This is a genomic window from Curtobacterium sp. TC1 (assembly GCF_019844075.1).
Lineage (GTDB): Bacteria > Actinomycetota > Actinomycetes > Actinomycetales > Microbacteriaceae > Curtobacterium.
The window spans coordinates 1,064,364-1,083,593 of the sequence record NZ_CP081964.1 but is presented as its reverse complement, the minus strand read 5'-3'; the positions used below and the strand labels follow the sequence as shown (position 1 = coordinate 1,083,593).

Here is a 19,230-nt window from a genome sequence, read left to right as displayed (position 1 = left end):
CGCTCGTGCACACCTCGGAGGTCACGACTTGGTGGGAACCACCGATTGCGCTCCGGGCTGGACGGTGCCGAGCCGACGGCTGCTGGCGAGCCGCTGTGCCGCAGCTGCGATGCGCTCGTCGGTCGCCGTCATGGCCACCCGGACGTGCTCGCCCCCGGCCACACCGTAGAACGTGCCCGGCGCGACGAGGATCCCGCGGTCGGCCAACCACGACACGGTGTCGAGCGCGGGTTCGCCGCGGGTCGCCCACAGGTACAGCCCGGCCTCGCTGTGGTCGATGCGGAATCCGGCGCCCTCGAGTGCCCGTCGGAGCATGTTCCGGCGCGCACGGTAGCGGGCCTTTTGCTGCTGCACGTGGGTCTGGTCCGCGAGCGCCACGATCATGGCTTCCTGCACGGGCAGGGGCGGCATGAGCCCGGCGTGCTTCCGGACGGCGAGCACGTCGGCCAGGATCTCGGCGTCACCGGCGACGAAGGCCGCACGGTACCCGGCCAGGTTCGACTGCTTCGACAGCGAGTACACGCTGAGCACGCCGTCGACCGAGTCGCCGACGACACGGGGGTCGAGGATCGTCGGGGTCGGGGTGGTCGCGTACTCCGGGTCCCATCCGAGCTCGGCGTAGCACTCGTCGCCGACGATGACGGCGCCGAGCTCGCGGGCCCGGGCGACCGCGACGCGCAGGTCGTCGATCGAGAGCACGCGGCCGTCGGGGTTGCCGGGCGAGTTCAGCCACACCAGCTTCGTCGTCGACGGCCACGCCGCCGGGTCGTCCGAGGCGAGCGCGTCCGCGCCGACCAGGGCGGCCCCGAGTTCGTAGGTCGGGTAGGCGGCCGCCGGGAACACCACGGTGTCGCCGTCGCCGATGCCGAGCCAGAGCGCCAGACCGGCGATGAACTCCTTCGAGCCGATCGTCGGTAGCGTGTGCGCCTCGGTCAGGGTCACCCCGTGCCGGCGGCCGTACCAGTCGGCGATGGCCTGCCGCAGGGCCGGGGTGCCGGCGACCTGCGGGTAGGCGTGCGCGTCGGTGGCATCGGCGAGGGCCCGTCGGACGACCTCGGGCGTCGGGTCGACGGGCGAACCGACGCTCAGGTCGACGATGCCGCCCTCGTACTCCGCCGCACGGTGCTTGAACGGGACGAGCTGGTCCCAGGGGAAGTCGGGCAGGTCGAGCGCCACGTGCGTGTCCGGCTCAGCCGCGGGGCGGTTCGGCCATGACGACCGGGTGGTCCTTGTGGATCACACCGACTTTCGCGGCACCACCGGGCGAGCCGACCTCTTGGAAGAACTCGACGTTGGCCTTGTAGTAGTCGGCCCACTCGTCGGGCAGGTCGTCTTCGTAGTAGATGGCCTCGACCGGGCAGACCGGCTCGCACGCACCACAGTCGACGCACTCGTCGGGGTGGATGTACAGCGACCGGTCGCCCTCGTAGATGCAGTCGACGGGGCATTCGTCGATGCAGGCGCGGTCCTTGACGTCGACACAGGGCTGGGCGATCACGTAGGTCACGGTTCGGGTGCTCCCTTCGACGAGCGGGTTCGAGTCTACTCGCGGCCCGGGGCCGTCCGGGACCGCAGCCCCGACAGGTCCGGCCACGCGAGCACCAGGGCGGCGATGACGGCGGGTGCGAACGTCCAGACGTACCCGGCGGCGTTCGCCAGCACGAGCGGCGAGCCCTGCCCACCGACCGAGACGAGCACCTGCGTGGCGACGAGGATGCCGATGCCGATCGCGGCGACCATGGCCCGCGACCGGTACAGCAGCCGGATGCCCACCGTGAGCCCGACCACGAGCAGCGTGGTGATCACCATGCCGATCGGGAACGCGGCGGCACCGATGGTCTGCTGGTGCGTCACCGTGCCGAGCCCACCGGTGACGAGCCCGAGTACGAGCGCGACGGCGACCGCCGCGACCTTGCCCTGGCCGGACATCTCGGCGTAGGTCTGCGGTGCCGGGGGCTGCTGGTCGGCGTCGTGCCGGAAGGTCTCGACCGCGGGGGCGTGCTGGCGGACGCCGTGCGGCATCACCCACGACAGCGCCGTCGGGTCGGCGGGGTCCACCGGGTCGACCGTCACCTGCGAGCGGTACTGCTCGACGGCGGCGCGCACCTTCGCCCGCACCGGCAGGACGTCGACGGTGACGTCGGCGTCTCCGTCGTCCGGGGCGACGATCATCGAGAACGCGACCTCTTCCGCCCGGGCCGCGTACCGGGCGGCGTGGTGCACGCGCACGTGGTCGGGGTGTCCGTACCCGCCGTCGTCGGCGTAGCTCACGACCGCGTCCGCCCCGGTGGAGCGGATCGCGGCACGGACGTCGTCGACGACCTCGCCGAGGTCGGCGGCGGTCAGCGAGTCGGCGGGGGCGTCGTCGGCTGCGGTCGCCCGGCCGTCCGGTCCCCACTGCATGCCGGAGTCGACGTACCGGCGTTCCGGCAGGTCGGTCGGACGCGCCCCGCGACCGCCGAGCCACAGGTGCACGGGGCCGCCGAGGGCCGCGAGCGCCGCGTCGATCTCGGTCTCGCGGTGCGCGGCGACGCGCTGCGCGTCACCGGCGAGGGGCGTGAGCCGCTCGGTGAGCATCTCGCCGCGCTCACCACGGGTCGCCGTCAACACGGTGACCTCGGCGCCGAGCTCGAGCAGGGTGGCGATCGTCCCACCGGACGACAGGGTCTCGTCGTCGGGGTGGGCGTGCACGAACAGGACGCGCTCGGGGCGCGTGACGGAAGCCTTCGACATCGCCCCCAAGGGTACGGGACTAGCGGGCCGTGACGATGTAGGTCGCGGTGACGCCGTCGTCGCCGTCCGAGAACGTGAGCACGACGCGGTACCCGTCGCTGCGGAACATCCCGAACGCACTCGACGAGTCGGCGCGCTTCGCCGACTCGGTGTACCCGGCGTCGGCGAGCTGCTGGGCAGCGGCGGTGAAGTCGTCGACGGCCCCGGCACGCACCTGCACGACCCACCCGGAGCCGTTCGGACCCGCTCCCCCGCCGAGCACCGTGCCGTCGACGAGCGGCACGTCGGACGACGGGAAGCCGTCGGGCACCTTGCCGTCGGAGGTCACGTTCGCGCCCTTGAGCGCGGTGTCGAGCGCGCCGTCGATCCCGCCCGCGACCGAGGACATGCCGTCCTGGATCGCCTTGCCGTCGATGCCGGCGACGCCGTCCGCGACCGTCGAGGCGACCGAGGACCCGAGGTCCGTCGCCTGCTCGACGGCGTCGGACGAGCAACCGGTGAGTCCGGCCAGGGCGATGCCGGCGGCGACGGCGGCGATCAGCGGGGTACGGAGGGAACGCATGCGCCGACGGTAACGGGTGAGCCGGCAGGCACGGCGCGAGTTGGCTGTGAACGTCCTGTCCCCGAGACGGTCACCCGCGCGGCGGGGCCGCCCCGCGCCTCCCGTCCGTCAGGCGACGTAGGCGCGCGTCGCGGCGACCAGTGCGTCGACGCCCACCGGGATCGCGGTCTCGGCCTGCGGGGCGTAGAACGGCGAGTGGTTGCTCGGGATGTCCTCGCCACGGCGGAACAGCTCCGGGTCGGTGATCCCCGTGAACCAGTACACGAGCGGGACGCCCGCCGCCGTCGCGAGCTGACCGACGTCCTCCGACGCCATCGCCAGCCCGATCTCGAGCTCGCGCGCTCCCGGCACGGCAGCGCTCACGGCCGCGAACACCCGAGCGGCGGATTCGGCGTCGTTCACCGTCACCTCGGCACCCGGCGACCGCACGATCGTCGGCTCGGGCAGGCCACCGGCGTCGCTCTCCGCCCGGACGATCCGCTCGATCGACGCGATGATCCGCGCGCGGGTCTCCTCGTTGCGGGCACGCGTCGAGATCTCGATGACGGCCTGGTCGGGGATGATGTTGGCGCGGGTGCCGGCGTGGAAGCTGCCGACGGTGACGACCCCGGCGTCGCTCGGCGAGACCTCGCGCGACACGACGGTCTGCAGCCGGACGACGGCGGACGCGGCGGTGACGACCGGGTCGAGGGACGCCTGCGGTGCGGAACCGTGGGCCCCGCGGCCGTTGAACGTGACCGTCAGTCGGTCGCTCGACGCCATCACCGGACCGGAACCGATCGCGACGATGCCGACGGGCGCCGGAGCCGAGTGCTGACCGAGGACCACGTCGGGCTTCGGGAACCGGTCGACCAGGCCGTCCTCGACCATCGCGCGGGCGCCGGAGATGACCTCCTCCGCCGGCTGGAAGACCGCCACGACCGTGCCGTGCCAGTCGCCCGTGGTCGCCGCCAGGCGCTCGAGCGCGCCGAGCAGCCAGGTGACGTGGATGTCGTGGCCGCAGGCGTGCATCGTCGGGACGTCGTTGCCGTCCTCGTCGGTACCACGGTGCTGGCTGGCGTAGGGCAGACCCGTGCGCTCCTGGACCGGCAGGCCGTCCATGTCGGCGCGGAGCCACACCACCGGGCCCTCGCCGTTCGCCAGCACGCCGACGACCCCGGTGCCGCCGACGCCGGTGGTCACCTCGATGCCACCGATCTCGGCGAGCCGGTCGGCCACGATGCCCGCGGTGCGGTGCTCCTGGAAACCGAGCTCGGGGTGGGCGTGCAGGTCCTGGTACAGCGAGAGGAGGTCGAGAGTCACGGCATCCACCGTAACCCCCGACCTCCTCAGGTCGTGCTCTGGCTTACGCGTCCTGACGCTTCAGGCGGGCGTACGAGCGCTGGCGGGCCTGCGCGTCGAGCTCGACCTTGCGGATGCGGACGACGGCCGGGGTGACCTCGACGCACTCGTCCTCGCGCGCGAACTCCAGGCACTCCTCGAGGGAGAGCTGGCGCGACGGCGTCATCGACTCGAAGGAGTCGGCGTTCGCCGAACGCATGTTCGTGAGCTTCTTCTCCTTCGTGATGTTGACGTCCATGTCGTCGGCGCGCGAGTTCTCGCCGATGACCATGCCCTCGTAGACCTCTTCGGTGGGGTTGACGAAGAACGTCATCCGCTCCTGCAGGTTCGTGATGGCGAACGGCGTGACGACACCCGAGCGGTCGGACACGATCGAGCCGTTGATGCGGGTCTGGATCGGGCCGGCCCACTCGTCGTAGCCGTGCGAGATCGCGTTGGCGATGCCGGTGCCGCGGGTCTCGGTCAGGAACGACGTGCGGAAGCCGATCAGGCCACGGGACGGGACGATGAACTCCATGCGCACCCAGCCGGTGCCGTGGTTCGTCATGTTCTCCATGCGGCCCTTGCGCGCCGCCATGAGCTGCGTGATCGCGCCGAGGTACTCCTCCGGCGTGTCGATCGTCATGTGCTCGTACGGCTCCTGCAGCTTGCCGTTCTCGTCACGCTTCGTGACGACCTGCGGCTTGCCGACGGTGAGCTCGAAGCCCTCGCGACGCATCTGCTCGACCAGGATGGCGAGCGCGAGCTCACCACGGCCCTGGACCTCCCAGGCATCGGGGCGACCGATGTCGAGGACCTTGAGCGAGACGTTGCCGATGAGCTCGCGGTCGAGGCGCTCCTTGACCATGCGGGCGGTCAGCTTGTGGCCCTTGACCTTGCCGACGAGCGGGCTGGTGTTCGTGCCGATCGTCATCGAGATCGCCGGGTCGTCGACCGTGATGGTCGGCAGCGGACGGACGTCCTCGGGGTCGGTCAGCGTCTCACCGATGGTGATCGTGTCGAAGCCGGCGACGGCGACGATGTCACCGGGGCCCGCCGACTCGGCGGGGTAGCGCTCGAGCGCCTTGGTGATGAGGAGCTCGGTGATGCGGGCGTTCGCGACGGTGCCGTCGTGCTTGACCCACGCGACCGTCTGGCCCTTCTTCATCGTGCCGTGGAAGATGCGCAGCAGCGCGAGGCGACCGAGGAACGGCGACGCATCGAGGTTGGTGACGTGGGCCTGCAGCGGGTGCTGGTCGTCGTACTTCGGCGCGGGGACGTGCTGCAGGATCGCCTCGAACAGCGGCTCGAGGTCGTCGTTGTCGGGCAGCGAGCCGTCGGCCGGCTTGTTGCGCGACGCGGCACCGGCACGGCCCGAGGCGTAGACCACGGGGACGTCGAGGATCGCGTCGAGGTCGAGGTCGTCGACCTCGTCCGACAGGTCGGACGCCAGGCCGAGGAGCAGGTCCTGCGACTCGGAGACGACCTCGTCGATGCGGGAGTCCGGGCGGTCCGTCTTGTTGACGAGCAGGATCACCGGGAGCTTGGCGGCGAGCGCCTTGCGGAGCACGAAGCGCGTCTGGGGCAGCGGGCCCTCGGACGCATCGACCAGCAGCACGACGCCGTCGACCATGGACAGGCCGCGCTCGACCTCGCCACCGAAGTCGGCGTGACCCGGGGTGTCGATCACGTTGATGGTGATGGGGCCGTCCGCGCCGAACTCGGTCGCGTGCTTGCCGTTGTAGAGCACCGACGTGTTCTTCGCGAGGATCGTGATGCCCTTCTCGCGCTCGAGGTCGTTCGAGTCCATCATGCGGTCTTCGCCCTCGAAGTGGGCGTCGAACGAGTTGGTCTGCGTGAGCATCGCGTCGACGAGGGTGGTCTTGCCGTGGTCGACGTGTGCCACGATGGCGACGTTGCGCAGGTCGGACCGGGTGGCGAGCGCCATACAGGACATCCTTCAATTTCTGGGAGAGTGTCGGGCCAGTGATTTGACAGCACCGCACCCGTGGGCAGAACGCCCGACACGCCAGTCTACCGGTAGTTCGCAACCGACAGGAGTACTCCGCATGAGCCGACGGCGAACGTGGGTCGAGATCACGATCGTGCTGCTCCTGTCGCTGGGTGCCAGCGCGCTGTACTCGATCCTGCAGATCATCGACGACCTGTCGCAGACGACCCCGCTCGGCGAGCAGTCGACGGCGCTCAACACGTCGTCGACGACGGTGCAGTACGTCGACCTGGCCCGGCAGTTGCTCGGCATCGCGGTGGACCTGGCGCCGGTCGCGCTCGTCTGCTTCCTGCTGTGGAGCACCTCGCGCCCGCACCTGGCCCGGCTCGGCATCGACCGCTTCCGCGTGAAGCCCGACCTGGGTGGCCCGGCGCTCATCGCACTCTGCATCGGGATCCCGGGGCTCGCCCTCTACTTCGCCGGGCGTGCCCTCGGCATCACGGTGGACGTCGACCCGGCCGCCCTGAACTCCTACTGGTGGACGGTGCCGGTCCTGCTGCTGTCGGCGATCCGCTCCGGCCTGCAGGAAGAGGTGATCGTGATCGGGTACCTCTACGCCCGGCTCGGTGACCTCGGGTGGGGCCGGTGGCAGGTGATCCTGTCGACGGCACTGCTGCGCGGCAGCTACCACCTGTACCAGGGCTTCGGCGCGTTCGTCGGCAACGCCGTGATGGGCATCGTGTTCGGCTGGATCTACACGAAGTGGGGCCGACTGATGCCCCTGATCGTCACGCACTGCCTGCTCGACGCCGCGGTGTTCATCGGCTACCCCTGGGTCGCGAACGCGTTCCCCCAGCTGTTCTCCTAGACGCACCCCTACCGTGAGCACATGAGCATCCCCGAGGTCGGCGAGTCCGCGCCGACGTTCACCCTGCCGGGCATGATCGTCCGCGACGGGGTACGGACCGACGACGAGTACGACCTGTCGTCGGAGATCGGCCGGACCGTGGTGCTCGCCTTCTACCCCGGCGATGCGACGGCCGTGTGCACCGCACAGCTCTGCAGCTACCAGGCCGAGCTCGACGAGTTCGACGACCTCGGCGCCGTGGTGTGGGGCATCAGCCCGCAGGCCCTCGACTCGCACGAGACGTTCGCGCGCGGTTCCTCGCTCACGTTCCCCCTGCTGAGCGACACCGCCGGCTCGGTGATCCGCGACTACGGCGTGCGTGCGCCGGGGATCGGACTGCGCCGGTCGGTGTTCGTGATCGGCCCGGACGGGGTCGTGCGCTGGCGGCACGTGGGCCTGGTCGGCCTCCGGTTCCCGAAGGCCGAGACGATCCGCGAACAGATCGAACTGCTCGTCTCGTGACCGGATCCCGCGGCTGACGCTGTTCCCCGGCGTGGGGGTTTCCCGAACCCGTCGCCATGGGGTATTGACACCCGAACTGGGGGCGACGACCATTGTCCGCACGAGAGGTCCGAACAGGATCTGCCTCCCCGGGGAATCGGGTCGTCCGGAGATACGCGCTGGTGTGTCACACCCGCTCCCCGGGCGTTCCCGGGGAGGCATCTCGTAACCTCGTCCGGTGCACACCACCATCGTCGCCCCGGGTCTTCGCCGCCTCGCCCTCGTCCTCTGGGTCGTCGCGGTGGCGCTCGTCCCCCTGGCGCTGCTCGGTGGCAGCAACCCCTGGCTCGTGCCGATCCCGAGCATCTGCATCGCGTTCGTGGCGTGGGCCGCGCTCTGGCGTCCGCGCGTCGAGCTGACGCCCGAGCACCTGCGGATCGTGGACGTCCGCCGCACCAGCACCTACACGTGGTCGCGCGTCACCGAGGTGCGCACCAAGTACGGCATCGAGGTCGTCTCGAGCGAGGGCGTCCGCCGCCTGTGGATCGCGACCCGCCCGACCGCGCGGCTCACCGCGCAGGTCCCGGGCCGACCGGGAGGCCCGGATCACCTCGACGTCGATGCTGCGGCCGCGCTGGTGCTGACCCTCGTGCCCGCACCGGCACCGCAGGACGGCCCGCCTCCGGCGACCGTGGTCCCGGCACCGATCACCCACCGGGTGCACGGCTGGACGGTGCTGGCGTTCGTCGTGCTCGGGATCGCGGCGTCGCTCGCGGCGGCCCGGCTGTAGCGCCAGGCGTCCACGCCCCTGCCGACGCAGGACGACACCCCCGACGTCGTGCGACGTCGGGGGTGTCGTTGCGGGTCGTGCGACCGCGGGACTACTTGGTGTAGCCCACGTCCTGCCACTTGACCGAGTACTGCTGGAACTGCGCGGGACCGTAGTTCACGAGGTCCTTGCGGACACCCCAGGCGTACGGCTCGGCGAACAGCGGGATGGTGCCGGCGACGGCGACGATCTTCTTGTCGATCGCCTGCGCGTCCTTGATGCGGGCATCGGGGTCGAGCTCGGCGTTCGCCTTGTCCCATGCCGCGCCGAGCGAGTCGTCCGTCACACCGGTGTAGTTCTGGCCGGCGTCGGCGGGGTAGTAGATCGACTTGAGCGACGAGATCGGGAACGGCGTGCCCTGCCACGCGAAGTACGTGGCGTCGAAGTCACGGCCGTCGGTGGTGATGTACTTCGTGAAGAAGTCGTCCGAGGGGACGGTGTCGATCGTGACCTTGAAGCCGGCGAGCTTCGTCTGCTGCTGCACGAGCTGCGCGACGTTCGCCGAGTTCGGGTTGTCCGACGGGATCACGAATCGGACGTCGAGTTCCTTGCCGCCCTTGGTCGCGTAGCCGTCCGAACCGACCTTCCAGCCGGCGTCCTCGAGCTTCGACTTCGCCTTGTCGGTGCTGTAGCCGTAGACGCTCGACACGTCGTCCTGGTAGCCGTCCTGACCGGGCAGGTACGTCAGGTTGTTGAGCACGTCACCCGGGCTCTTCACCGGCGACAGGATCGCCTGGGCGAGGACCTTGCGGTTGATGGCCTGCGCGAACGCCTGGCGCACGTCCTGGTCCTTGAAGACGTCCGACGTGCCGTTCAGCGTGATCTGCCGCTGCGTGGTGCCGAGCGAGCGCTCGATCTTCGAGTCGGAGCGCGAGTTCGCCGTCTTGAGGTTGTCGGCGCTGCCGTTCAGGTTGAACGCGTCGAGCTCCTTGTTGCCGTACGCCTGCGCGACACCGTCACGCGAGACCGTCTTGAAGACGATGGTGTCGAGCTTGCCCTCGTCGCCCCACCACTTCGGGTTCTTCTCGAAGGTGAGCACGCCGCCGTTGGCGTCGAAGGACTTCACGATGTACGGGCCACCGGAGACGTAGGTCTTGCCGTCAGCGGCGTACGGACCCTTGGCCCAGGCCGTGTTGAAGTGCTCGGGGGTGTCGACGGCCCAGTACGGGTAGATGGTGCCGAGGACGCTCGCCCAGTCGGCGTTCGTCTTCGAGAACGTCATGATGACGTCCTGTTCGTCCGAGCCCTGCTTGACGGAGTCGACGTCCTCCCACACGTTGGTGGCGAGGGGTGCGAAGGCCTTGTTCGTGCCGTTCAGCGCCTTCCAGTTGGCGATGACGTCCTTCGCGCTGATCGGGGTGCCGTCGGACCACACGGCCTTCGGGTTGATCTTGATCTCGACGGTCTGGGGCGAGTCCTTGGTCAGCTCGACCGAGGTCGCGAAGTCCTTGTTCGCCTCCCACTCGCCGTTCTCCTTGAACTGGATGAAGCTCGGCAGGTAGGTCCCGGCGATCGTCTGGTCGTCGACGGTCCCGGAGTCGAGGTTGTTGATCTGGAAGTTCGCCGGTGCGGTGTCGATCGGCAGGGTGATCGACCCGCCGTCCTTGACGTCCGCGCGGTCGGCGACGGTCCAACCGGTCGACTTCAGCGACGACTCGGCGACCGCGGAGCTGCTGTTGCCCGCCTGTCCACCGCCGGAGCAGCCGGCCAGCACGACGGCCGCAGCCGCAGCGGTGGCCAGCACGGCGATGCCCTTGATCCTCTTTCGCATGGCGAGGATTCCCTTTCGTTGTGGTTCGCGCTGATCGCGCTGGAACGCGACGACCCCCGCCGCCACGCCTGTTGGTTGAGAACCCTAGTCACATCCGAAGGCTCCACAAGGGTTGATGTGGGGAATCGAAACATGCTCGTAACGAATGTTGCATAGCGTCACAACGCCAAGTCCCATCCCTCCGCCGCGAGCGGCTAACCTGTCGCCACCGACAACGCCGTCCGGACGGATGGCCGCACCCCACGAGGTCCCAGTACATGCTTGCCTTCATCGCAAAGCGGATCGTCAACTACATCGTCCTGACGATCGTCGCGACGACCCTCGGCTACATCCTCGCCAGCACCACGCTGAACCCGGCTGCCCGGTTCCTGGGCCGCAACCCGGCCGTACCGCAGGGCACGATCGACGCGTCCCTGCGGAAGCTCGGCGCGGATCCGGACACCCCGCTGATCGTCCGGACGTGGACCTGGTGGTCGAACCTCGTCACGCACGGGTCGCTCGGCATGAGCACGCGCGGCACCGAGGTCACGGCCGACATCGTCGCCCGCTCCGGCACGAGCCTGCGCTTGCTGGTCATCGGCACCCTGCTCGGCGCGATCCTCGGGGTGCTGCTCGGTGTCTGGAACGCCGTCCGCCAGTACCGCACGTCGGACCAGGTCTCGACGTACCTGTCCTTCGCGGTGCTCGCCACCCCGACCTTCGTCATCGCCGTCGTCCTGATGATCCTGGCGACCGCGATGAACCAGGGCCTCGGCACCCAGGTGATCCGGTTCACGGGTGAGTACACGCCGGGCGTGAACGGGTTCTTCCCGGTGCTCGGCGACCGGCTGATCCACCTGTTGTTACCCACGATCTCGCTGACCATCGGCGCCGTCGCCACGTACTCGCGGTACCAGCGCTCCGCGATGCTCGACGTGCTGTCGAACGACTTCATCCGCACCGCGCGCTCGAAGGGCCGGACGCGCGGATCGGCCATCATGCGCCACGGCGTCCGCGTCGCCCTCATCCCGATGTCGACGTTCTTCGCGTACTCGTTCGGGCTGATCCTGACCGGCGCGAGCATCACCGAGCTGGTCTTCAGCTGGCACGGCATGGGCGAGTACTTCGTCCAGGGCATCACCAACAACGACATCAACGCGGCATCGGGCACGATCCTCTTCACGGCGATCCTCGTGCTCATCGCAGGAACCCTCGCGGACCTGCTCTACGCCGCGCTCGACCCGCGAGTGAGGGTGTGACCCGTGTCTGTTCTCGATCCCACGACCACGACCACCGCCGGTGACCCCGGTGACGGCAACGCCGGTGTCCCGGCGCACGTCATCGAGGTCAAGGGCGGCCGCACGCCGCTCTGGCGCAAGGTGTTCGGCACCTGGCGTGCCCGCATCGGTGGTGGCGCGCTGCTGCTCATCCTGCTGTGGGCCTTCGTCGGCCCGCACCTGTACCACTGGAACGCCGTCGACTCCGACGGTCTGGCGTTCGGCATGCCGCCGAGCGCCGCCCACTGGTTCGGCACGAACGACATCGGCCAGGACATCTACGCACAGACGCTCGTCGGCCTGCAGAAGTCGCTGCTCATCGGCCTCATCGCCGGTCCGGCCGCCACGCTGATCGCCGGCATCGTCGGTGCGATCGCCGGCTACTTCGGCGGCACGGTCGACCGCGTGCTCGTGTGGGTCATCGACCTGCTGCTCGTGATCCCGTCGTTCTACGCGCTCGTCCTCCTCAGCCCGGTGTTCAAGAACCTGACGTGGGTGGCGCTCATCGTCGGCCTCGCGGTGTTCAGCTGGATGGTCATGGCCCGCGTCATCCGCGGGCAGACGATGTCCCTGCGCGAACGCGACTACGTCAAGGCCGCCCGGTTCATGGGGGTGCCGGCGTTCACGATCATCCGACGGCACATCCTGCCGAACGTGGCGTCCCTGCTCATCATCGACGCGACGCTCGGCGTCGGGGCCGCGATCCTGGCGGAGAGCTCGCTGAGCTTCTTCGGCTTCGGCATCCAGATCCCCGACGTCTCGCTCGGCACCCTGCTCGCCGCGGGCAGCCAGTCCGCCGTCACCCGCCCGTGGCTGTTCGTCCTGCCCGCCGCGACCCTCGTCGCGACCGTGCTCTCGACCAGCCTGCTCGGCGACGCCCTGCGCGACGCCATCGACCCCACCTCCGGAGCCAACCGTGACTGAGCCGCTGCTGACCGTGTCCGACCTGTCGGTCACGTTCAACCCGAAGACCAAGCCCGTCCACGCCGTCCGCGGGGTCGACTACACGGTGGCCCCCGGCGAGTTCCTCGGGATCGTCGGCGAGTCGGGCTCGGGCAAGTCGGTGTCCTCGATGGCCGTGATGGGTCTGCTCCCGTCATCGGCCCACGTCGAGGGCAGCATCCGCTTCGACGGTCAGGAGCTCCTCGGCAAGAACGACCGTGAGATGTCCCGCCTGCGCGGCCGCGACATCGCGATGGTGTTCCAGGACCCGCTGTCCGCCCTGACGCCCGTGTACACGATCGGCCAGCAGATCATCGAGGGGCTGCGACTGCACGACCGCTCCCTCACCCAGCACGCCGCCCGTACCCGCGCCGAGGAACTCCTGCGCGTCGTCGGCATCCCGAACCCCGCACGACGCCTCGACGCGTTCCCGCACGAGTTCTCCGGCGGCATGCGCCAGCGCGCCATGATCGCCATCGCCATCGCGAACGACCCGAAGCTGATCATCGCCGACGAGCCGACCACCGCGCTCGACGTCACGATCCAGGCGCAGATACTCGACGTGCTGCAGACGGCGAAGGACATGACCGGCGCAGCCGTCGTGCTCATCACGCACGACCTCGGCGTCGTGGCCGGCAACGCGGACCGCGTCGCCGTGATGTACGCGGGCCGCATCGTCGAGACGGCACCGGTCGAGCCGCTCTTCCGCGAGCCGGTCATGCCGTACACGATCGGGCTCCTCCGGTCGATGCCGAACATGACCGCGGCCCGCACCGAACGGCTCGTCCCGCTCGAGGGCCGCCCGCCCCTGCTCACGCAGAAGCCGACCGGCTGCCCGTTCGCCGACCGCTGCCCCGCCGTGATCGACGCCTGCCGCGACGGCGAACCGGCGCTCATCGCCCCGACCATCACGCAGGCCGGTGCCGGCGCCATCACGAACGCCGGCGGTGACACGGTCGCCGACATCGCCACCGGCGCCGCGGTCTCCGCGCCCGCCGTGCTCGTCGACCACACCGCCGCGTGCATCCGTCGCGACGAGATCGCCGCCGGCACCCTCGAACGGTCGGAGATCTTCCCCCGGCCCGACGACGTCCCCGACGCGACGATCGACCACGGCGACGACGTCGTCCTCGAGCTCACCGACGTCGTCAAGACGTTCCCGCTCACCAAGGGCGCGCTCTTCCGCCGGCAGATCGGCGAGGTGCACGCGGTCGACGGCATCTCGTTGACGCTCAAGCGCGGGCAGGTGCTCGGCCTGGTCGGCGAGTCCGGCTGCGGCAAGACCACCACGATCATGGAGATCCTCGAGCTCGCCGGCGCCCAGCAGGGCACCATCCGGGTGAACGGCGTCGACACGGCGTCGCTGTCGAAGAAGGACCGCCTGGCGATCCGCCGCGACATCCAGGTCGTGTTCCAGGACCCGATGGCGTCGATCGACCCCCGGCTCGACATCGGTTCGGTGATCGGTGAGCCGCTGACGGTGCACGGCGTCGCGAAGGACGAGATCCGGCGACGGGTCCGCGAGGTCCTCGAACTCGTCGGGCTCGAGCCGAGCTACATCGACCGGTACCCGCACGAGTTCTCCGGTGGCCAACGGCAGCGCATCGGCATCGCCCGCGCGCTCATCGTCGAGCCGAAGATCCTGGTGCTCGACGAGCCGGTGTCCGCGCTCGACGTCTCGGTGCAGGCGGGGGTCATCAACCTGCTCGAGGACCTGAAGCACCGCCTCGGCCTGTCGTACCTGTTCGTCGCGCACGACCTGTCCGTCGTCCGGCACATCGCCGACGACGTCGCGGTCATGTACCTCGGGCGCATCGTCGAGTACGGCGACGGCGACGAGGTGTTCTCCGACCCGCAGCACCCCTACACGCGGGCCCTGCTGTCGGCCGTGCCGGTGCCGGACCCGTCCGCCGAGGCCGCCCGCGGTCGGATCCTGCTCGACGGCGACCTGCCCTCCCCCACCGAGCGCATCGACGGCTGCCGGTTCCGCACCCGCTGCCCGCTCTACCAGCTCCTCGACGAGGGCCGGCAGGAGCAGTGCCGCACGGTGGACCCGCGCCTGCAGGACGTGCACGGCCGCGGCGTCGCCTGCATCCAGACCGACCAGGAGCACCTGCTCACCGAGCGGGTCGGCGCGGTCGTCTGAGGACGCTGGTCACGTGGTGGACGTGACCAGCAGACGGACGGGAGGCCCGGCGCACGACGTGCGCCGGGCCTCCCGTCCGTCTGTCGTCGCGATCGCGAGCCGCGTCAGCCGCCCAGCGACAGGCTCAGCAGCGAGACCACGAGGAGCGCCAGGGCGACCGCCCCGACGACCACGGCGGGGCGGTCCCAGCCACGCACGACGTCGCCGCCCGTGGCGACGTCACGCCGCTCCGCCCAGCGGTCGAGCAGCACGACCATCTCGTCCGGCTGGCGCAGCACCGCACGCTCACCGCGCCGGGCCGGCTTCGGCCGGGGCAGTGACGGGCCGCCCCAGCACTGTAGGCGACGGCCGGCGACCGTCTCGATGACGATCTGCCAGCGGAGCGTGACGTCGGCGACCGCGTGCCACGGCACCACCGTTCGGCGGAGCGGGTTGACGACGGTGACGGCCGTGTCGTCGATGCGGATGCACGGTCGGTAGGTGAGCACCCACAGGACCCAGACCAGCACGGCGATCGGACCGACGGCGTCGAGCACGACGATCCAGCTGCCGCGTACCGCCGCGTCGACCAGCAGGAAGAGGCCCAGGACGGCGACGAGGCCGGCCGCCACGGCGCCTCCGCGACCAGCGCGGAGGACGACGGGACGACCGGTCTCGTTCGTGGTGTCCAGCAGGATCAGCGTCCGAACTCGAACCCGGCGCCGGGGATGGCGGCCAGGAGGTCCTTCGTGTACTGCTCCTTCGGGGCGGCGAAGACCTCGTCGGTCGTCGCCTTCTCGACGATCTTGCCCTGGCGCATGACGCACACGTTGTCCGCGACCAGGCGGACGACCGCGAGGTCGTGCGTGATGAACAGGTACGTCAGGCCGAGTTCGGTCTGCAGCTCCGTCAGCAGGTCGAGGATCTGCCCCTGCACGAGCACGTCGAGCGCGGACACGGCCTCGTCGAGGACGATGACCTCCGGCTTGAGCGCGAGCGCGCGGGCGACGGCGATGCGCTGCCGCTGCCCACCGGAGAGCTCGTTCGGGTAGCGGTTGACCATCGACTTCGGCAGCGCGACCTGGTCGAGCAGCTCGAGCACGCGGGCCCGACGCGATGCCTTGTCGCCCACCTTGTGCGTGGCGAGCGGCTCGGCGATCGTGTTCCCGACGTTGTACATCGGGTCCAGGGAGCCGTACGGGTCCTGGAACACCGGCTGCACGCGGCGGCGGAAGTCGAAGAGGTCCTTGCCCTTCAGCGCGCCGATGTCGATGCCGTCGAACTGCACGGTGCCGCTCGTGATGCTCTCGAGCTGCAGCACCAGCTTGGCGACGGTCGACTTGCCCGAACCGGACTCGCCGACGAGCGCCGTGGTGGTGCCCTTCGGGATCGCGAAGGACACGTCGTCGACGGCCTTGAGCTCGCGGGTGGCGAGGCTCTTGCCACGCAGCTTGTAGACCTTCTCGAGGTTCTTCACCACGATGAGGTCCTCGGCGGGACGGTGCTCGCGCTCCTGCGCCCGGGCGATGAGCTCGGCGTCGTCGCTGCCGGCGTCGGCGATCTCGACCCGCTCGTGCTGCACCTTCGACTGGATGCGGCGGCTCGCGAGCGAGGGCGCCGCGGCGACGAGGCGCTGCGTGTACGGGTGCTGCGGGTTGGCCAGGATCTCCTTCGAGGGACCGGCCTCGACGACCTGGCCCTTGTACATCACGACGAGCTTCTCGGCCCGCTCGGCGGCGAGGCCGAGGTCGTGCGTGATGAACAGCACCGAGGTGCCGAAGTCGCGGGTCAGGCTCTCGAGGTGGTCGAGGATGACCCGCTGGACGGTGACGTCGAGCGCACTCGTCGGCTCGTCGGCGATGAGCAGCTGCGGGCGGCTCGACAGACCGATGCCGATGAGCACGCGCTGCCGCATGCCGCCGGAGAACTCGTGCGGGTACTGCTTGAGACGGTTCGAGGCGTCGCCGAGGCCCGCCTCCTTCAGGACCTCGATCGCACGGTCGCGGACGGCCTTCTTGCCGGTGGCCATGCCGTTCGCACGGATCGCCTCCTCGACCTGGAAGCCGATCGACCACAGCGGGTTGAGGTTCGACATCGGGTCCTGCGGGACGTAGCCGATCTCCTTCCCGCGGATCTCGGACATCTCCTTGTCGCTCAGCCCGACGAGCTCACGCCCGTTGAACTTGATCGATCCGCCGGTGACCTGGCCGGTGCCGGGCAGCAGCTTGATGATCGCCTGGGCGCTCGTCGACTTGCCGGAGCCCGACTCGCCGACGATGGCGAGGCGCTCGCCCTGCTCGAGGGTGAGGTCGACACTGCGCACGGCCTGCACGAGACCGGACTGCGTCGTGAACCCGACCTGCAGGTCGCGGATCTCGAGCAGCGGAGCACCGCCGGCGTTGGTGCGTCGGCCGGTGGGGTTGGTCAGCGTCTCGCTCATCGGCGGGCCCTCGCCTTCGGGTCGAGCGCGTCGCGCACCACGTCACCGAGGAGCAGGAACGCGAGCACGGTGATGGACAGCGCGGCCGACGGCCAGAAGATCGTCGACGGGTTGGTGCGGATCGACGTCTGCGCCGTTCCGATGTCGAGACCCCAGCTGAGGGCCGACGGCGGCAGTCCGATGCCGAGGAACGACAGGGTCGCCTCCGCCACGATGAACGTGCCGAGCGACACGGTCGCGACCACGATGACCGGGGCCAGCGAGTTCGGGATGACGTGGCGCACGAGCGTCTTGAACCGGCTGACGCCGAGGGCCGCCGACGCCATGACGTAGTCGGCCTGCTTGGCGCTCAGCACGGCACCACGCATGATGCGGGCGATCTGCGGCCATGCGAACGCCGCGAGCACGAGCGCGACGGTGATCGCGTTCCGCGCGGGGATGACCGACATGATCACGATCGCACCGAGGACGGTGGGGATCGAGAAGAAGATGTCACCGATGCGGGACACGATCGTGTCGAGCCAGCCGCCGTAGAAGCCGGCCAGCGCGCCGATCACGATGCCGACGAGCGACACCAGGACCGTCGCGACGATGCCGACGATGAGCGAGTTCTGGGCGCCCCAGATCACGCGGGCGTAGACGTCGGAGCCCTGACGCGTGAAGCCGAGGATGTGCCCGGCCTCGGGCCCGCCGTCGCTGTTGTCGAGGTTCGACGCACGCGGGTCGACGTGGGCGAAGAGGCCCGGGAAGACCGCGACGACGATGATCAGCAGGATCAGGACCGAGGAGATCCAGAACGTCGGGCGGGTCCGCATGGACTCCCAGGCGTCGGTCCAGAGGGAACGGGTCTTCTCGTCCTCGTTGACCTGGTCGATCGCCTGCAGGGGCGTTTCCTCGAGCGGGGCGACGAAGTGCGTCGCCGAGCGCGGTGCGGCGTTACTTGGCATAGCGGATCCTCGGGTCCAGGACGGCGTAGAGCAGGTCCACCAGGAGGTTGGCGAGCATGAAGATGATGACCATCACGGCGACGAAGGAGACCACCGTCGGCCCCTCGCCGAGCTTGACGGCGCGGAACACCGTGCCGCCGACACCGTTGATGTTGAAGATGCCCTCGGTCACGATCGCGCCGACCATCAGGTTGCCGATGTCGACACCCAGGTAGGTCACCACGGGGATGAGCGAGTTCCGGAAGATGTGCACGCCGACGACACGACGACGGGGCAGGCCCTTCGCGGTCGCGGTGCGCACGAAGTCCGCCGTGGTGTTCTCGGCCACGCTCGCACGGGTGAGCCGCACGATGTAGGCGAAGGACACCGACGCGAGCACGATCGCCGGCAGGACGAGCTCGTCCCACGGCGCTTGTCCGGACACCGTGACCCGGAACAACCCGAGCTTGATGCCGAACACGTACTGCAGCACGAACCCGACGACGAAGGTCGGCACCGAGATGAGCAGCAGCGACACGACGAGCGCGGTGGCGTCGAACAGCTTGCCCTTGCGCAGACCCGCGATGACGCCGACGACGATGCCGGCGACGGCCTCGAACACGAGCGCGAGGATCGCCAGGCGCGCGGTGATCGGGAACGCCGAGGCGAGCTGCTGGCTGACCGGCAGGCCCGAGTAGGTCACGCCGAGGTCGCCGCGGAAGACGCCGCCGATCCAGAGCAGGTACTGGACGATGAACGGCTTGTCCAGGTTGTACTGCTGGCGCAGGGTCTCGATGACCTGCGGCGACGGCTGGCGGTCGCCGAACAGCGCTGCGATGGGGTCGCCGGGCAGCGAGAACACCATGAAGTAGATGAGGAACGTGGCCCCGAAGAACACGGGGATGAGTTGCAGGAGGCGCTTGCCGAGGTACCAGAGCATCAGATCCCTGCCCGGTCCGGAGCGATGTCGATCAGGTTCATTGTGGTGAGGGGTGGACGTTCCGAGGGTCGGCACGGATGTCCGGCA

At 69.7% G+C, this 19,230-nt stretch carries 17 protein-coding genes; 6 read left to right on the top strand and 11 right to left on the bottom strand.

Going from position 1 to position 19,230, the window contains the following annotated elements; genetic code table 11:
* Positions 1-21 precede the first annotated feature (21 nt).
* The 6 genes from dapC to typA all read right to left on the bottom strand — a co-directional run bounded on the left by dapC (position 22) and on the right by typA (position 6,563).
* Entirely contained in the window at positions 22-1,176 is a 1,155-nt protein-coding gene (gene dapC, locus KZI27_RS06280) for a succinyldiaminopimelate transaminase (RefSeq protein WP_222659982.1), read from the bottom strand.
* A 13-nt stretch (positions 1,177-1,189) separates the two neighbouring features.
* Entirely contained in the window at positions 1,190-1,507 is a 318-nt protein-coding gene (fdxA, locus tag KZI27_RS06275) for a ferredoxin (protein WP_069711637.1), read from the bottom strand.
* Positions 1,508-1,542: 35 nt separating this feature from the next.
* Positions 1,543-2,733, bottom strand: coding sequence for a PIG-L family deacetylase (locus tag KZI27_RS06270; RefSeq protein ID WP_222659980.1), 1,191 nt, complete (start codon positions 2,731-2,733; stop codon positions 1,543-1,545).
* Positions 2,734-2,752: 19 nt separating this feature from the next.
* A complete protein-coding gene (locus KZI27_RS06265; protein ID WP_222659978.1) occupies positions 2,753-3,295 on the bottom strand; it encodes a hypothetical protein in 543 nt (180 codons plus the stop codon).
* A gap of 108 nt (positions 3,296-3,403) precedes the next feature.
* On the bottom strand, positions 3,404-4,597 hold the full coding sequence (locus tag KZI27_RS06260; protein ID WP_222659976.1) for an amidohydrolase: 1,194 nt from the start codon (positions 4,595-4,597) through the stop codon (positions 3,404-3,406).
* A 43-nt stretch (positions 4,598-4,640) separates the two neighbouring features.
* A complete protein-coding gene (typA, locus tag KZI27_RS06255) occupies positions 4,641-6,563 on the bottom strand; it encodes a translational GTPase TypA (protein WP_222659974.1) in 1,923 nt (640 codons plus the stop codon).
* 121 nt (positions 6,564-6,684) lie between these two features.
* On the opposite strand from typA, the gene KZI27_RS06250 reads away from it, so the two are divergent.
* The 3 genes from KZI27_RS06250 (at position 6,685) to KZI27_RS06240 (ending at position 8,704) form a co-directional block, all read left to right on the top strand.
* Positions 6,685-7,434, top strand: a complete 750-nt coding sequence (locus KZI27_RS06250) for a CPBP family intramembrane glutamic endopeptidase (protein ID WP_222659972.1) — start codon at positions 6,685-6,687, stop codon at positions 7,432-7,434.
* Positions 7,435-7,455: 21 nt separating this feature from the next.
* Positions 7,456-7,935, top strand: a complete 480-nt coding sequence (locus tag KZI27_RS06245) for a peroxiredoxin (protein ID WP_123294109.1) — start codon at positions 7,456-7,458, stop codon at positions 7,933-7,935.
* 217 nt (positions 7,936-8,152) lie between these two features.
* Entirely contained in the window at positions 8,153-8,704 is a 552-nt protein-coding gene (locus tag KZI27_RS06240; protein ID WP_222659970.1) for a PH domain-containing protein, read from the top strand.
* Positions 8,705-8,795: 91 nt separating this feature from the next.
* Here the strand turns inward: KZI27_RS06240 and KZI27_RS06235 are convergent, their stop codons facing one another.
* Entirely contained in the window at positions 8,796-10,514 is a 1,719-nt protein-coding gene (locus KZI27_RS06235) for an ABC transporter family substrate-binding protein (protein ID WP_222659968.1), read from the bottom strand.
* 257 nt (positions 10,515-10,771) lie between these two features.
* Here KZI27_RS06235 and KZI27_RS06230 point away from each other — a divergent pair, with 257 nt between their 5' ends.
* From KZI27_RS06230 to KZI27_RS06220, 3 genes are read left to right on the top strand one after another with little or no spacing between them, the layout of a single operon-like run.
* The gene (locus KZI27_RS06230) at positions 10,772-11,752 is read left to right on the top strand and encodes an ABC transporter permease (protein WP_111084974.1); all 981 of its coding nucleotides are present in this window, start codon (positions 10,772-10,774) and stop codon (positions 11,750-11,752) included.
* A 3-nt stretch (positions 11,753-11,755) separates the two neighbouring features.
* Positions 11,756-12,694, top strand: a complete 939-nt coding sequence (locus tag KZI27_RS06225; protein ID WP_111084973.1) for an ABC transporter permease — start codon at positions 11,756-11,758, stop codon at positions 12,692-12,694.
* Entirely contained in the window at positions 12,687-14,858 is a 2,172-nt protein-coding gene (locus tag KZI27_RS06220) for a dipeptide ABC transporter ATP-binding protein (RefSeq protein WP_222659966.1), read from the top strand. The genes KZI27_RS06225 and KZI27_RS06220 overlap by 8 nt, the downstream gene beginning before the upstream one ends.
* A 104-nt stretch (positions 14,859-14,962) precedes the next feature.
* On the opposite strand, the gene KZI27_RS06215 is transcribed toward KZI27_RS06220, so the two are convergent.
* The 4 genes from KZI27_RS06215 to KZI27_RS06200 form a co-directional block, all read right to left on the bottom strand.
* Positions 14,963-15,469, bottom strand: a complete 507-nt coding sequence (locus KZI27_RS06215; RefSeq protein ID WP_222659964.1) for a PH domain-containing protein — start codon at positions 15,467-15,469, stop codon at positions 14,963-14,965.
* Positions 15,470-15,534: 65 nt separating this feature from the next.
* Positions 15,535-17,277 carry a dipeptide ABC transporter ATP-binding protein gene (locus KZI27_RS06210; RefSeq protein WP_222659962.1) on the bottom strand — a complete coding sequence of 581 codons (1,743 nt, stop codon included), beginning with the start codon at positions 17,275-17,277 and terminating at the stop codon, positions 15,535-15,537.
* Complete coding sequence (locus KZI27_RS06205) at positions 17,274-18,224, bottom strand: ABC transporter permease (protein WP_222659960.1); 951 nt, start codon at positions 18,222-18,224, stop codon at positions 17,274-17,276. Before KZI27_RS06205 ends, KZI27_RS06210 begins: the two co-directional genes overlap by 4 nt.
* Complete coding sequence (locus KZI27_RS06200) at positions 18,214-19,143, bottom strand: ABC transporter permease (protein WP_123313322.1); 930 nt, start codon at positions 19,141-19,143, stop codon at positions 18,214-18,216. The genes KZI27_RS06205 and KZI27_RS06200 overlap by 11 nt, the downstream gene beginning before the upstream one ends.
* Between the last annotated feature and the right edge of the window lie 87 nt (positions 19,144-19,230).

Coding starts and splice junctions, on each gene's coding strand:
- KZI27_RS06270 (WP_222659980.1), bottom strand. CDS start 2,733: ATGTCGAAGGCTTCCGTCACGCGCCCCGAGCGCGTCCTGTTCGTGCAC.
- KZI27_RS06265 (WP_222659978.1), bottom strand. CDS start 3,295: ATGCGTTCCCTCCGTACCCCGCTGATCGCCGCCGTCGCCGCCGGCATC.
- typA (WP_222659974.1), bottom strand. CDS start 6,563: ATGGCGCTCGCCACCCGGTCCGACCTGCGCAACGTCGCCATCGTGGCA.
- KZI27_RS06250 (WP_222659972.1), top strand. CDS start 6,685: ATGAGCCGACGGCGAACGTGGGTCGAGATCACGATCGTGCTGCTCCTG.
- KZI27_RS06245 (WP_123294109.1), top strand. CDS start 7,456: ATGAGCATCCCCGAGGTCGGCGAGTCCGCGCCGACGTTCACCCTGCCG.
- KZI27_RS06235 (WP_222659968.1), bottom strand. CDS start 10,514: ATGCGAAAGAGGATCAAGGGCATCGCCGTGCTGGCCACCGCTGCGGCT.
- KZI27_RS06230 (WP_111084974.1), top strand. CDS start 10,772: ATGCTTGCCTTCATCGCAAAGCGGATCGTCAACTACATCGTCCTGACG.
- KZI27_RS06210 (WP_222659962.1), bottom strand. CDS start 17,277: ATGAGCGAGACGCTGACCAACCCCACCGGCCGACGCACCAACGCCGGC.
- KZI27_RS06205 (WP_222659960.1), bottom strand. CDS start 18,224: ATGCCAAGTAACGCCGCACCGCGCTCGGCGACGCACTTCGTCGCCCCG.
- KZI27_RS06200 (WP_123313322.1), bottom strand. CDS start 19,143: ATGCTCTGGTACCTCGGCAAGCGCCTCCTGCAACTCATCCCCGTGTTC.